The following is a 13,723-nucleotide window of genomic DNA, read 5'->3' as shown; positions in this document are numbered from 1 at the left end:
ACGTAATGAAGCGTAAGATTGCCAAAGGACTGATGGCGGCGTCCGTTCTGATCTGCTGTCTGTTTTTGGTGAAAGAAGTGTTTGCCGGGCGTTTTTTTCCGCTGTACGAAACAGAAGCAGAATCGGCAAGCATATCGCCGCGTGCCGTCAACAGCCTGTCGGTTTCATCGGAACAGACGGATGTGAAAATCATCGCGGAAGCGCGGAATGATATCGCGGCAAACATGACGGGACCGGCGGGGAAAATGTTTGTCCAAAGCAGGGGAAAGACCCTCAATCTCAAAGCGAAGGAGAAAGGGTTCCAATTTCTGAATCTCTTTCAGCGCCCTCTGCTGATTGTCCGTATTCCGTATGATTATCATCGGGACATCACCGTCCATACGTCAAACGGCAGCATTGCCGTTGACGGAAACAAGGGGCTGTCTCTTGCGCACCTCAGCGTCCGTTCTGTAAGCGGGAATATGTCGCTGAAGCACGTGAAGACGGATGTGTTTGAAGCGAAGGGGCTGTCGGGCAATCTCACAGCAGCAGGCCTTGCGGCAAAAACGGGGGCTGTCCGCTTATCCTCGGGACATGTCGGGCTTCAACATCTGGCGGGCGCCCTTGACGTGCGGGTCGCTTCCGGCAGTGTCGACGCCTCGCTTGAGACGGCGGATGCTCCCGTATCCGTCAGGCTTGCGAGCGGCAGCGCAGCGATCAGCCTGCCGAAAGACGGAAGTTTTACGGTGAACGCCGAGACGGCAAGCGGAAGAATCCGGCCGTCTTATTCCTTTGAGAAAACGAGTAAGGAAGGCGGGGCATTTACCGGCATGAAAGGCAGCGGCGCCAGGCCGATTGATATAAAAGTGACGAGCGGCAATATTGCACTGCAATAGTCAAGGAAAGGAGGGGCAAGCAGCTGATGGCAAAAAAACAGATTCTCGGACTTATCATCGCCTTATTAGGCGTCAGCATGTTTTTGCGTATTATCGGCATCGGTGACTTCTTGTTTTGGCCGCTCTTTTTTCTGATCACAGGCTATATTTTTAATAAATATTCCCGCGGCTGGCTCGGCTCCGTCCTGTATATCTTCGCCGCTTTTTTATTTTTGAGGAACCTGTTCAGCGCCACTTTTAACCTGTTCGGCTATGCCTTCGCCGCCTTTCTCATCTACGCGGGCTACAGGCTCCTGAAAGGAAAGCGCGTGTATGAACATAAAGAGAAGAAAATCAATCTTGAAAAAGAAGAGCAGCCAAAGCCTTCCGCCCAGACGGAAAGCAGACAGCCGGACCTCCGCAGCTTTTTTATCGGCGAGCTCCGGATGATGAAGGACCCATTTGAGCTGAATGATTTAAATGTTTCCGGATTCATCGGCGATGTGAAAATTGATTTGTCAAAAGCGATGATTCCCGAAGGAGAAAGCACGATGACCATCAGCGGTGTCATCGGCAATGTCGATGTGTACGTCCCGCCGGATATTGAAGTGTCCGTCAGTTCATCGGCTTTTATCGGCGATATGAACCTGCTCGGCTCTAAGAAAAGCGGCATGAGCCCGAATCTGTATAAAGTATCGTCTGAGTACGGCGACTCGCCGCGGCGGATTAAAATTTCAATTTCGTTATTCATCGGCGATGTGGATGTGAAGTATTTATGAGGAAAAAATTACTCGCCAATATTCAGTGGCGCGCCATGCGGATGACCGCGGGACTCAGTCTGCTCCTTTGCGCGGTGTTTATTACGCTGATGCTGCTGTATTACGGGCTTGACCCGATGCTGTTGTTTTCTTCCGGCTGGTTCGGTATTCCGTTTGTGGTCATCCTGCTTCTGGCGTCTCTTTCGGCGGGATTGATTTCCGGTTATGTATACGGCGGCCGCCTGAAAACAAGAATGGATACACTGATTGAAGCGGTTTTGAAATTTGAAAACGGCAATTTTGCTTATCGGGTGCCGCCGCTCGGCGATGATGAAATCGGTCTGGCGGCAGATCAGCTCAACGAAATGGCCAAGCGGGTCGAGCTCCAGGTCACATCGCTGCAAAAGCTCTCCAACGAACGGGCGGAATGGCAGGATCAAATGAAAAAATCGGTCATCACTGAAGAACGCCAGCGGCTGGCGCGCGATCTGCACGATGCCGTCAGCCAGCAGCTCTTTGCCATATCTATGATGACATCCGCCGTCTTAGAGCAGGTGAAAGATGCGGATGACAAAATCGTCAAACGGATTCGCATGGTTGAACATATGGCGGGGGAAGCGCAAAACGAGATGAGAGCGCTGCTATTGCATTTGCGGCCCGTCACTTTAGAAGGAAAAGGCTTAAAAGAAGGGCTGATTGAGCTGTTAAAAGAGTTCAAAGCGAAGCAGCCGCTGGATATTGAGTGGGACATCAGCGATACGGGTGTGTCAAAAGGCGTTGAAGACCATCTGTTCCGCATCGTGCAGGAGGCGCTTTCCAACGTTTTCAGACATTCAAAGGCGACCAAGGTCACCGTCAGGCTCGGCGCGAAACATCAAAAGCTGCAGCTTAAAGTCATTGATAACGGGGCGGGTTTTACGATGGATCAAGTGAAAGCATCTTCATACGGCCTGCATTCCATCAAGGAAAGAGCGAGTGAAATCGGCGGCATAGCGGAAATTATCTCCGTAAAGGGAAAAGGCACGCAGATCGACGTGAAAGTCCCGATTTATCAGAAAACAAAAGGAGAGAACGACAGTGATTCGAGTGTTACTGATTGATGATCATGAAATGGTCAGGATGGGTCTGGCCGCATTTTTAGAAGCACAGCCGGACATTGAAGTCGCCGGTGAAGCATCAGACGGGCAGCAGGGCGTCGATCTGGCCGCAGGGCTTTTGCCGGATGTGATTTTAATGGACCTTGTCATGGACGGCATGGACGGCATCGAAGCGACAAAACAGATATGCTCGAAACTCAATGACCCGAAAATCATCGTGCTGACGAGCTTCATTGATGACGACAAAGTGTATCCGGTGATCGAAGCGGGAGCGCTCAGCTATTTGCTGAAAACGTCCAAGGCGGCAGAAATAGCCGAAGCCATCAGAGCGGCTGCCAAGGGCGAACCGAAGCTTGAATCGAAGGTGGCGGGAAAAGTGCTGTCAAGGCTGCGCCATTCAGAGAATCAGCTTCCGCATGAAACACTGACAAAAAGAGAACTGGAAATCCTCTGTCTCGTCGCGGAAGGCAAGACGAATAAAGAGATTGGTGAAGAGCTGTTCATTACGATTAAAACGGTGAAAACCCACATTACGAATATATTGTCAAAGCTTGATGTCAGTGACCGCACGCAGGCAGCCGTATATGCCCACCGCAACCATCTCGTGACATAAGAAAAGGAGAGCGGCGCCAGCACACTCTCCCGAGGGACGGGGTCATTGGGACATTCCCTTTGTTCCGAAATCCCTGATGGCGACTTTGACTTTGTATTCAATATCCGATTCACTGAAGTGATGATCCCAGTCAGAGGATATCTTTTTCCATTTACCGGGATAATGAATCCGGACTTGATCGCCTAACCCGGTAATATCCACTTTCAACTCATGCTGCATGTAATCAATGAATGCCGTGACATCTGAATGAATGCTGCGTTTTACCGCGTTTTTGATTTCATTTATATAGGACTCTTTGAAGGAATCTTCTTTCGGGTTCCAATCCTCAGACAGACGGCCTTCAACAAACCGGGTAACGATAAACTTGAATTTTCCATTTTTATATTTTGTTTTTACATTATATTTGCTGGAAAATACTTCGAAGGATAAATAATGATTGTCATGCTTTGCAAACGTGACGCCTCCCTTTACCGTGCCTGTGAACAGGTTCATATTCTGGACTTGTAAAGGCGTTAAATTCGCATACCAGAATTTATTTTTAATAATGGTAGCGCCCCAGATTTCCAGTCTGCTGCCCACTTGGCGCACTTGAGGAAGGGCAAAGGTCTCGCCTTTGGCGATTTTCTCTGATATTTCCCCCAATGTCACGGGCTCCATCATCCGGATGGTGACCGAATTATTCTCCGTTAAGTCATAGATCGTATTTGACGCAGGTTCTCCCTGGTCACTGATTTTGAAAATATCTTTCGTTTTATCCGGCACCGTCATCACATTGCAGCTTCTTCTCGTACCGTTGTCTCTGATAAATTGGTTCATCAATGCGTCAAGCGGAATGTCATCCTTTAACAGCGCTTCGGAAAACAGCATGATGCGCAAGTGCTGAGAGAAAGCGGGGTGGTTTTTTAACGATGCCGTCCTTAAGGCTTGGTGAACGGTTTCCCCGGAAGTGGAAGTCACCTTTGTCGGATTGCTTGATGTCGACTGCTGGGAACTTGCTTTTTGCGGGATCAGAATCTGCTGCGTCACTTCCACGTTTTCTTCCTCAGGTTTATCGAGCCCGACTCCGATAACGAGGCTCAAGTCTTCTATATTACGGCTGTCCCAGCATCCCGTCAAAAGCAATGAGCAAAGAAAGATTACGATGTATTTCTTCATTGCGCTTTTTTCACCTTCCTTTTCACAGCGACGACTCCAAACATCAGCAAAGGCAGCAAAAAGAAAACCAAGAAGATATAGCCGAGAATATCACTGAACATCAACAGCTTGTTGCCGTCTTTTGGCATCAATGATCCGAAGAATGTCGCAATCCCTACGAAGATAATCCCTTTTTTCTGCTTCAGCCCGAAAATTTTATTCAGGCCAGATGTCGCGAAATACCCGTACGAGACATAGGTGGCGAAAAATTGGATGATCCAGACAACAAGCAAAAAGGACTCGAACCTTTCAATAAAAAGCCCTTTGATTTCAAATGATTGAAAGAGCGCGATCGTAGGCCAGATCATTGTTTTGACATCCTGGGTGGTTAAGGCGCCGACGACGAGAACATAGGTAATGATGTATAAAATAATCGGGATGCCAAAGCCCATGGCCGACATGCGGAATGTGTGCTTTTTATTTTTGAGGTACTCGGGGAGAAACAGCATAATCTCAATTCCCAAGAAGGAAACAGAAACGACGGTCAAGGAGGCCATAACGGGAGAAAATCCCTGCCCGAGCACCGGCCGCAGGTTGTCCAGATCAAATATTTTAAAGCTGAAAGAAAACACCACCAGCAAAATAATGATCGTAATCGTTAAATAGAAAGGAAAGAGCCTGCCGATATCGCTCATGCCGCCGATAATTAAATAAACGGAACAGGCGATAAAGATAAACAGCGTGACCGGCACGGGCGTTCTTTCCAATAAAAAGAACTTGACCATTTCCGCCATCGCCCGGGCTTCGAAGCTGGCGACTCCTATAAAATAGAGACAGATCATAAGATTGACGATATTTCCCGCCCATTTGCCGAGTCCTTCATTCATATAATCAAATAATGATCCGTACTGATGCTTTTTCATAATGAGCGTATTGAGATAAATCAAAAAGATAAAGATGACGCCTTCCAGACATAACGCGATCCAGCCGTCCGGCGAATTTGCCCTTGCTGACAGCGCACGCGGCATGGTGAGGAGTCCCGCGCCGAGCATCGTGTTTGAAATCAATGCTGTCCCTTGATAGCTTGTAAGCTTATTGTGAGTTGTTTTCTGGCTCATTTATGTTTTTCGCCTCTTTTGGTTGATTTTTAATAGGGAGACGGAGAATAGAGTCGTTTGCGTTTTTTAAGCTGAAAAATCCATTCGGCGAGAAATACGGAGAACCGAAGCTTCGCTGTCTCGATAAATGAGTGTAGATCGCCAGCATAAATAAAATCATGCCGTACAGCCCGAAAGCTGCCGCGGTAAACATCGAAATGAAACGGAGCACACGGAACGACAGACCCATCCCGTACTGCGGCACCGTAAATGAAGCGAGCGCGACAATGCTGACCACGATGACCATGATGGAGCTGACAATATTCGCTTCAACGGCCGCCTGGCCAATGACGACTCCGCCCACCAATCCGATCGTCTGGCCGAGCGGGCTGGGAAGCCTCAAGCCCGCTTCTCTCAGCAGCTCTATCGTAATTTCCATTACCATCGCTTCAATGATAGGCGGGAAGGGAACGTTTTCTCTGTTCGCCGCGATGGTGACTGCGAGCGTCGTCGGCAGCAGCCCTTGGTGAAACGAAACGAGGGCGATATAAATGGACGAAAAAAACAGCGTGATAAAAATAGACGTAAACCGCAGCGCCCGGATGAGCGAAGCGGAAATCCACCGTTCATAATAATCATCGGGAGACTGCATTAAAATTCCTAAAGAAGCCGGGACCACAAGCGCAAACGGCGAGTTGTCGACAAGGATGGCGACGCGGCCGTTGAACAAGGCGGAAGAGACTTTATCAGGCCGTTCCGTATTTTGTATTTGCGGAAAGGGCGAATACTTATTATCCTCAATAAGCTCCTCAAGCGTTCCGGAATCCTGGATGTCGTCCATCTTCACTTCGCTGAGGCGCTTTACAACATCGCTGACGACAGACGGGTCCGCTTTATCATCTATGTACATGACTGTGGCGTATTTTAACTTATTTTCTCCGATCGGAACCTTTTTCGTTTTCAGCTTCGGATGGTTCGTGCGCTGCCTGATCATGGCGACGTTTGTATCAGAATCTTCTATGAAGGCGGTTTTGGGACCTCTTACGACCTTTTCGGATGTGGGTTCATTCACGCTTCTTTTTTCTCTTTTTCCCGTGGACAAAATGTATACGCTGTCAAGTCCGTTAATAAACACGGCGCATTTTCCCCGCAGAATGGAGATGACGGCTTCCTTCGACGTAAAGACGGGACGGGCGTCGATCTTATCAAGACGTTTCGCCACCGTATCCAGCGTCAGAGTGTCTTCCTCCCGAAGCAGCGTTTCAATCGCTTCTTTTATTTTGTCTTCGTCGTTCATTTCACTCAGATACATATAATAAAAAACAAGCCCGTTCGGAAGCATCTTTTTATTTTGAACCAGGTCATCATTCTGCTCTACGTGGGGAAGCACCAGTGCCAGATTAACGTGTATGTATTCCTTGAATTCCGATTGCGCCATCGACAGTCACCCGCCTTCCAATCCTTAATTGAGGTTATCTTTTCCTGTTAAAAAAATGATATACTATGATAAAGTATTTAATGGTACAAGTTTTTTTATGAAAGCGGAGGAGAGATGTGGCACAAGTCAGACTGGCAGGAAATGCCGAAGAAATTGAACAGCTCATCAAATCATTTGAAGCGCATTACGAAGTGGCTTACACGTCGAAAGAATACCGTAAAACAAATCCGAAGTATAAATACTCTAAGGATTCGCGCGTCTATCTTGAGCTGAAATTAAAAACGGCTAAGGCCGAAAAATAAAAAGGGTTTCATCTGTTACTGGCGAATAATACTCAGGGTGAAGCAACTGTTATGGAGGGATACATAAATGGACTACAGAATTGAAAAAGACACCATGGGAGAAGTTAAAGTTCCGGCAGATAAATTTTGGGGCGCTCAGACACAGCGCAGCAAAGAGAACTTCAAAATCGGTTCAGAAAAAATGCCTCAGCGTGTTGTGAAGGCGTTTGCAATATTGAAAAGAAGCACAGCGATCGCGAACGAACGCCTCGGCAACTTAGAGTCTGAAAAAGCACAGGCGATTGCCGCTGTATGTGACGATGTTTTAAACGGCAAATACGACGATAACTTTCCGCTCGTTGTCTGGCAGACGGGAAGCGGCACGCAAAGCAACATGAACATGAATGAAGTGGTGGCCAACCGCGCGACTGCTTTATTGAAAGAAAAAAATTCCGAGCTGAAGATTCATCCGAATGATGACGTTAACCGCAGCCAAAGCTCAAACGATACATTCCCGACGGCGATGCACGTTGCGGCGGTTCTTGCCGTATATGAGCAGCTCGTTCCGGCGCTTGATCAGCTGCGCGCGACGCTTGATGAAAAAGCGAAAGCTTATCAGGATATTGTGAAAATCGGACGGACGCATTTGCAGGACGCCACTCCGCTGACGCTCGGACAGGAAATCAGCGGCTGGGTATACATGCTTGACCGTTCGAAAGAAATGATTCTTGAGTCAACGGAAAAAATCCGCGCGCTTGCCATCGGAGGCACGGCAGTCGGCACGGGAATCAACGCCCATCCGCAGTTCGGTGAATTCGTCGCGGAAGAAATCACAAAAGTAACGGGGCAGACATTCAAGAGTTCGCCTAACAAATTCCATGCGCTGACAAGCCATGATGAAATCACTCACGTTCACGGCGCGTTAAAAGCATTGGCTGCCGACCTGATGAAGATTGCCAACGATGTCAGATGGCTGGCCAGCGGCCCGCGCTGCGGAATCGGCGAAATCGTCATTCCTGAAAATGAGCCGGGAAGCTCTATCATGCCGGGCAAAGTCAACCCGACGCAAAGTGAGGCGCTGACAATGATCGCCGCGCAAGTGATGGGAAATGACGCGACAATCGGATTTGCGGCCAGCCAAGGAAACTTCGAGCTGAATGTCTTCAAACCGGTTATTATTTATAACTTCCTGCAGACCGTGCAGCTGCTCAGTGACGGAATGAATTCCTTCCATGACAAATGCGCTGTCGGTATTGAGCCGAACCAAGAGACGATTCAGGAAAATCTCTCTAACTCATTAATGCTTGTTACGGCGCTTAACCCGCACATCGGTTATGAAAACGCCGCGAAAATCGCCAAGCTTGCCCACAAAGAAGGCCTGACACTGAAAGAAGCGGCATTACAGCTGAACCTTCTGACAGAAGAACAATTTAATGAAATGGTGCGTCCGGAAGATATGGTGCACCCGAAAGCATAAAATGAAAGAACGGCTGCAGTCATTGCGGCCGTTCTTCTAAATAAACTGCTGTTTCAGTAAAAATCTGAGCTGTTCTGCATCTTTAGCCAGCAGGTCGGATTCCTTCAAATTCAAAATCATTCCTTTGATGATTGCCGGTTTCGGCGACTTTTTCTTCATTTCCGCTTCCAGAATATCCAAGCTCTCGGTGAATTCAGATGCCTGCGCCTTGTCCATCGTGCCGATGCGCGTGCGGAGGGTCTGCAAGATCGATTGACTTAAAGGATCGGGCTGCCCGTTATGAAGGGGCCCAAACAGTGAGCTTGCCTCATCAAGAGAAATAAACGCTTCATCATGTCTGTCCGCCATTCCGTTTACGATGTCATCAATTCTGTGAATCACGGTATTTGCCAGAAGCGAAGGCTGTACGGACCGGCCGGTCAGAATGAGATATTCAAGATACATCTGACTGATTCCTTCTATTAAAAAACAAAGCTCGGCTGTGTATGGTTCAGCTTTTTCTCCGTAAATAGCAAGAAGACTGTCGATATGAAACTGCAGGATCGACCGGCGGATTCTCTTTCCGCACTGCGCCGCTTCCTCGGTATAAGGAAGTGAACCGTCTTTCATCTGCACGGTAATAAAATCCTGATGGGCGAGAATCGATTCGTAAAACACCGCAAGCTGTTTTTGGTAAGCGGCTCTCGGACTGTCACCCTCCGTTTGGATCGTCGTGATTCGGGTAAACGTTTTATCATAGTAGTAATTCAGCATGGATAGAAGCAGTGCTTCTTTGGAAGGAAAGTAAAGATAAAAAGCGCCTTTTGAGATTTTGCATTCATCGGCGATTTCCTGAACCGATGTAGATTTGTACCCTTTTCGGGCAAACAGTTTAATTGCTGCTTCAATGATCAGCTTTTCTTTTTCCTTCAATGGTTCCACCCTTTCGGAGCCAGGAGGCTGGCTTGTGCTTCTCATGTATGACTATATGGTCATATTGATATTCCGTAAATTTAACCTGATTGTAACTTGTTTTTTTGTTTTGTTTTATTTATATTATAAAGTGAGCTGACCGAATGGTCAAAGTTCTGGCGAAAGGGTGAATCTGAAAATGAAAGAATTAGATGAAATGATCAGCCGCTTGCGAAACAGAGGAATTAAAGTCGAAAAGGTGAAATATCCGAAAAAGACAATTTGTGAAAAGAAATGGGTTCATCAATGCCAAAAACCGCTGAAAACAAACTACAGAGATTTTAACGGCTACTCCTTCACATAAAAAAAAAGACTGCAATGAAACACTACAGTCTACTTTGGTATGATAATTCGGTAGATTACACCTGATTGGCCATTTTCAATTGAAATTGATGCTTTATGCAGGGTTAAAATCCGTTTTACGATGCTGAGTCCTATGCCGAACTCGCCTTTCTTCCCTTTATTAAAAGGCTCGTACAAGCTGGATAGCATCTCATCCTCAATCGGAGGCCCGTCATTTTCAACCGTCATGACAATCTGCTGCTGATTTTGGCTGATCCGAATGTGAATCGCCGTTTCTGCATAGCGGATTTGATTTTCGAGAATGTTTTCAAGAAGTTTGCTCCATTGTTCCGGATCACCGGGCATCATTAATGCATCTTCTGTTTCAACGGTCCACGATAATTCCTTCCGGGCCCATTTGAGCCGTTCAATGACTTCTTCCGTGACCTTCACAATGTCAAATGTCTCATGGTGCACCCGCTGCTTCATTAAATAATCAAGCTTCGTTAAATATAATAAATCCTTAATTTTCTTCTCAAGTTTTTCTGCTTCGCCTTCAATGACATCAATTGTGGTTTCCAGATCCCCCTTAGGAAAAATCCCGTCCTTTATTGATTGAGTATAGCCCCTTATCACCATGACAGGCGTTTTTAAATCATGAGAGATATTTTGCAGGAGTGTTCTTTCCGTTTCATCCTTTTGCACCAGCTTGCTCCGCATATCTTCAATGGTATGGCCTAATTTTCCGATTTCGTCTTTTCTGTCGACGATGACCGGATCATCCCAATCCTGTTTTGAAATCCGTTTGACATGCTTCTCTAAGGAAACGAGCGGCCGCGAGAGATATTTGGCAAGCCAAATCGCCGGAATCCAGCTTAACAAAATCACGCCGGCAATGATAAAGAGCAGCTGCTTGAACAGGGTGAATGCCAGATCATCACGATAAGAATCAAGGGCGTAAGACAGCATCATCGCATCCTGGCCGTTAATGGTGAGGCCTTTTTTAATGACGAAAAACACTTTTTCCCCGCTGATGTCCGCGCTGTATCGTTTCGTGACGCTGTGCTGGCGGCCCGCGAGCTTGTACACCTTATGGATAAAGGAAGAAGAAAAGTAGTTCAAGTCTTTGTCACTGGCCGATTCCTCCCGTTCAGGCAGAAGAACGTGCTGAACGGATCGGAAAGTCGTCGGAGCGGTCGCATCCTCGCTGTAATATCCCCGCTCGATCGATCCGGGCAGCCGGTACTCCGTCAGTACATGCTGTTCATTTTCAATGGTCGTATACGTTTCATCCGTGAAAAAATTACGCAGCGTATTTGAGAACAGCACGAGCAGCAGAATCGAAATGGCTAAGAGGATGCCTGAGATGACCACCCATATTTGAAAAGCAAGCGGCTTATTTTTCATGACGTCATCATCCTGTAGCCGAATCCGTAAATGGTCTCAACCTTTAATCCGGGCATTTTTTTCCGCAGCCTCCGCACAAGATCATCGACCACCCGGTCAGTGCCGAAATAATCATGGCCCCATATTTTCAGCAGAATGTCTTCCCTGGAAAAGGGGTGTCCTTTATGGTGAAGAAATAAAAGCAGCAGATCAAATTCCTTAGACGTCAAATTGACCAGGCTGCCGGTTTCATCATAAACCTCTCGGGCGTCTTCGATCACATTGTAGGAAGAAACGGTGATGCCGGTTTTTTTGGGAGCGGGCTGTTCTTTATACACGAGCTGGAGCAGCTTCTGGACCCGTATAATAAGCTCTCTCGGCAAAAAAGGCTTGGCGATATAATCATTGCTTCCAAGCTCTAACCCGAGGACTCTGTCAATATCGGCATCCCGCGCGGAAATGAAAATGACCGGCACATCGGGATCTTTTTCTTTTATTTCTTTTATCAATGTATAGCCGTCCGTATCCGGAAGCATGATGTCAAGAATCCACAAGTGGGGAGACGGCTGCATCTGCTTTCTGGCATCTTCGCCTTTTGTGAAAGATGTAATGTTCCAGCCTTCATTCTCTAAATATTTTGTGAGCAGTTCATTCAGGTTATCCTCATCTTCAACTAGATAAATGGTGTATGACAAGGCATTTCACATCCTTTCAACGTCATTATACTAGTTTTAACACACTCAAGCCGCATTTTCATAATTTCACATATTCTTTTCATTTTTATCCCACAATGTTTGTTTATGATGTGTATAAGGGAAGAAAGGAAGAAAAAAAGCGGGGAAGATAACATGTTCAAACACATTTTGTTTTGGAGCTTTGCTTTTCTCCTTATTATTGGGACAATAGAACTTGTACATGCGATGAATATGTAATCGATAGAATGAAAACATGCTGAAGGAGTGTGCGTGAATATGAATGATCATCGAGATGACGGCAGAAGCCGCGATCAGTCAGATCTTTCACATACGGAACAAAACAGAAATGAACAGCAGCGGATCAGCCATCAGGAGCCCGAGCTGCTTGAAGAGCCCGTCTCGAAAGAAGCGGAAAACGAGACGGCGGCCGGTACGGAATTTGAAAAAACGGCTGCCGTGAAAAAAGAAAAAAAACGGAGAGCCGCTTGGCTGAGCCCGGTTTTAGGCGGCATTATCGGCGGCGGCCTCGTGCTTGGCATTGTGCCGAACCTGCCGAGTGAGCAGCATAAGACAGAAGCCGTTTCTGATACGAAACAAGTTCAGTCTTCGAATTTTACGTCAACGCCTTTGAAAAATACCTCAAGCGTAGCGGATATGGTGGAAGATTTGGAGCCCGCGATTGTGGGAGTGTCCAACTACCAAGCTTCGCAAAGCAGCCAGTTCGGACTTGACGGCGGTTCAAGCTCTGAAACGGAAAGCGGCACGGGGTCAGGCGTCATCTTCAAAAAAGACGGCGAAAAAGCGTACATCATTACAAACAACCATGTCGTAGAAGGGGCGAACAAACTGTCGGTCACTCTTTACAATGGGAAAACCGAAACGGCAAAGCTTGTCGGAAAGGATGCCATCAGTGACTTGGCCGTATTGGAAATCAGCTCGTCCAATGTCAAAAAAGCAGCCAGCTTCGGGGATTCCTCCAAGCTCCGCATTGCCGATAAAGTGATTGCCATCGGCAACCCGCTCGGCCAGCAGTTTTCCGGCACCGTCACACAAGGTGTCATCAGCGGGCTGAACAGAACGGTAGATGCCGATACATCCCAAGGCACAGTGGAAATGAACGTGATTCAGACGGATGCGGCGATTAACCCCGGAAACAGCGGCGGCCCGTTAATCAACTCAAGCGGCCAGGTCATCGGGATCAACAGCATGAAAGTCAGTGAAAACGGCGTGGAGTCACTCGGTTTTGCCATTCCAAGCAATGATGTAGAACCGATAGTCGACCAGCTCCTTGCAAAAGGAAAAGTCGAGCGCCCGTTTTTAGGTGTGCAGATGATTGACATGTCCCAAGTGCCGGAAACCTATCAGGAAAACACGCTCGGACTGTTCGGCGACCAGCTGTCTAAGGGTGTTTACGTAAAAGAAGTGCAATCCGGCTCACCGGCTGCGAAAGCGGGCATCAAATCAAATGACGTCATTGTACAATTGAACGGCAAAGATGTCGGCAGCAGCGCCGATATCAGACAAATCTTATATAACCAGCTGAAAATCGGCGATAAAACGACTGTTCAAGTGCTCAGAAGCGGAAGCAAAAAGACGCTGAACGTCACATTAACGAAACAAACCGAAAGCGCAAGCTGAACGCATAAAAAAAGCTGAACCT

General features: G+C 47.3%; 14 protein-coding genes. 8 read left to right on the top strand and 6 right to left on the bottom strand.

What is annotated here, in order from left to right:
• Positions 1-5: 5 nt before the first annotated feature.
• From liaG to liaR, 4 genes are read left to right on the top strand one after another with little or no spacing between them, the layout of a single operon-like run.
• The gene (gene liaG, locus SB847_RS12190; protein WP_410563446.1) at positions 6-875 is read left to right on the top strand and encodes a LiaG family protein; all 870 of its coding nucleotides are present in this window, start codon (positions 6-8) and stop codon (positions 873-875) included.
• 26 nt (positions 876-901) lie between these two features.
• Positions 902-1,633 carry a cell wall-active antibiotics response protein LiaF gene (gene liaF, locus SB847_RS12185; RefSeq protein WP_003151794.1) on the top strand — a complete coding sequence of 244 codons (732 nt, stop codon included), beginning with the start codon at positions 902-904 and terminating at the stop codon, positions 1,631-1,633.
• The gene (gene liaS, locus SB847_RS12180) at positions 1,630-2,712 is read left to right on the top strand and encodes a two-component system sensor histidine kinase LiaS (RefSeq protein ID WP_003151796.1); all 1,083 of its coding nucleotides are present in this window, start codon (positions 1,630-1,632) and stop codon (positions 2,710-2,712) included. The genes liaF and liaS overlap by 4 nt, the downstream gene beginning before the upstream one ends.
• Positions 2,690-3,322 (top strand): two-component system response regulator LiaR, encoded by a 633-nt coding sequence (liaR, locus tag SB847_RS12175; RefSeq protein ID WP_410577875.1) that lies wholly within the window; start codon positions 2,690-2,692, stop codon positions 3,320-3,322. The genes liaS and liaR overlap by 23 nt, the downstream gene beginning before the upstream one ends.
• Positions 3,323-3,364: 42 nt before the next feature.
• On the opposite strand, the gene SB847_RS12170 is transcribed toward liaR, so the two are convergent.
• The 3 genes from SB847_RS12170 to gerAA are packed head-to-tail and all read right to left on the bottom strand — an operon-like array spanning position 3,365 to position 6,991.
• Positions 3,365-4,477, bottom strand: coding sequence for a Ger(x)C family spore germination protein (locus SB847_RS12170; RefSeq protein WP_410577873.1), 1,113 nt, complete (start codon positions 4,475-4,477; stop codon positions 3,365-3,367).
• Positions 4,474-5,574, bottom strand: a complete 1,101-nt coding sequence (locus SB847_RS12165) for a spore germination protein (RefSeq protein WP_032876583.1) — start codon at positions 5,572-5,574, stop codon at positions 4,474-4,476. Before SB847_RS12165 ends, SB847_RS12170 begins: the two co-directional genes overlap by 4 nt.
• Entirely contained in the window at positions 5,549-6,991 is a 1,443-nt protein-coding gene (gene gerAA / locus SB847_RS12160; protein ID WP_007613662.1) for a spore germination receptor protein GerAA, read from the bottom strand. Before gerAA ends, SB847_RS12165 begins: the two co-directional genes overlap by 26 nt.
• Positions 6,992-7,107: 116 nt before the next feature.
• Between gerAA and SB847_RS12155 the strand changes: the two genes are divergently transcribed.
• Both SB847_RS12155 and fumC read left to right on the top strand, forming a co-directional pair.
• On the top strand, positions 7,108-7,293 hold the full coding sequence (locus SB847_RS12155; RefSeq protein WP_003151806.1) for a YvzF family protein: 186 nt from the start codon (positions 7,108-7,110) through the stop codon (positions 7,291-7,293).
• 67 nt (positions 7,294-7,360) lie between these two features.
• Positions 7,361-8,749, top strand: coding sequence for a class II fumarate hydratase (gene fumC / locus SB847_RS12150; RefSeq protein ID WP_007410064.1), 1,389 nt, complete (start codon positions 7,361-7,363; stop codon positions 8,747-8,749).
• Positions 8,750-8,785: 36 nt separating this feature from the next.
• Here fumC and SB847_RS12145 read toward each other — a convergent pair whose 3' ends face one another.
• Positions 8,786-9,661: a TetR/AcrR family transcriptional regulator gene (locus SB847_RS12145; RefSeq protein ID WP_410577871.1), complete on the bottom strand. Its 876-nt coding sequence runs from the start codon at positions 9,659-9,661 to the stop codon at positions 8,786-8,788.
• Positions 9,662-9,839: 178 nt separating this feature from the next.
• Between SB847_RS12145 and spxO the strand changes: the two genes are divergently transcribed.
• Positions 9,840-10,004 carry an anti-adapter protein SpxO gene (gene spxO, locus SB847_RS12140; protein ID WP_007410067.1) on the top strand — a complete coding sequence of 55 codons (165 nt, stop codon included), beginning with the start codon at positions 9,840-9,842 and terminating at the stop codon, positions 10,002-10,004.
• A gap of 29 nt (positions 10,005-10,033) precedes the next feature.
• On the opposite strand, the gene cssS is transcribed toward spxO, so the two are convergent.
• Entirely contained in the window at positions 10,034-11,389 is a 1,356-nt protein-coding gene (gene cssS, locus SB847_RS12135; protein ID WP_007613652.1) for a two-component system sensor histidine kinase CssS, read from the bottom strand.
• Positions 11,386-12,063, bottom strand: coding sequence for a two-component system response regulator CssR (gene cssR, locus SB847_RS12130; protein ID WP_032876594.1), 678 nt, complete (start codon positions 12,061-12,063; stop codon positions 11,386-11,388). Before cssR ends, cssS begins: the two co-directional genes overlap by 4 nt.
• 276 nt (positions 12,064-12,339) lie before the next feature.
• On the opposite strand from cssR, the gene SB847_RS12125 reads away from it, so the two are divergent.
• Positions 12,340-13,701, top strand: coding sequence for a S1C family serine protease (locus tag SB847_RS12125; protein ID WP_007613649.1), 1,362 nt, complete (start codon positions 12,340-12,342; stop codon positions 13,699-13,701).
• The last annotated feature ends 22 nt before the right edge of the window (positions 13,702-13,723 follow it).

It is taken from the genome of Bacillus sp. SIMBA_026, assembly GCF_046535335.1.
In the GTDB taxonomy this organism is placed as follows: domain Bacteria; phylum Bacillota; class Bacilli; order Bacillales; family Bacillaceae; genus Bacillus; species Bacillus velezensis.
The sequence above is the reverse complement of the archived record's forward strand: the minus strand, read 5'-3'. Positions and strand labels throughout refer to the sequence as shown.

Excerpts from the sequence above, each read along its gene's own strand:
- spxO (WP_007410067.1), top strand. The coding sequence starts at position 9,840 with ATGAAAGAATTAGATGAAATGATCAGCCGCTTGCGAAACAGAGGAATT.
- liaG (WP_410563446.1), top strand. The coding sequence starts at position 6 with ATGAAGCGTAAGATTGCCAAAGGACTGATGGCGGCGTCCGTTCTGATC.
- liaF (WP_003151794.1), top strand. The coding sequence starts at position 902 with ATGGCAAAAAAACAGATTCTCGGACTTATCATCGCCTTATTAGGCGTC.
- SB847_RS12170 (WP_410577873.1), bottom strand. The coding sequence starts at position 4,477 with ATGAAGAAATACATCGTAATCTTTCTTTGCTCATTGCTTTTGACGGGA.
- SB847_RS12165 (WP_032876583.1), bottom strand. The coding sequence starts at position 5,574 with ATGAGCCAGAAAACAACTCACAATAAGCTTACAAGCTATCAAGGGACA.
- liaS (WP_003151796.1), top strand. The coding sequence starts at position 1,630 with ATGAGGAAAAAATTACTCGCCAATATTCAGTGGCGCGCCATGCGGATG.
- SB847_RS12125 (WP_007613649.1), top strand. The coding sequence starts at position 12,340 with ATGAATGATCATCGAGATGACGGCAGAAGCCGCGATCAGTCAGATCTT.
- fumC (WP_007410064.1), top strand. The coding sequence starts at position 7,361 with ATGGACTACAGAATTGAAAAAGACACCATGGGAGAAGTTAAAGTTCCG.
- cssS (WP_007613652.1), bottom strand. The coding sequence starts at position 11,389 with ATGAAAAATAAGCCGCTTGCTTTTCAAATATGGGTGGTCATCTCAGGC.
- gerAA (WP_007613662.1), bottom strand. The coding sequence starts at position 6,991 with ATGGCGCAATCGGAATTCAAGGAATACATACACGTTAATCTGGCACTG.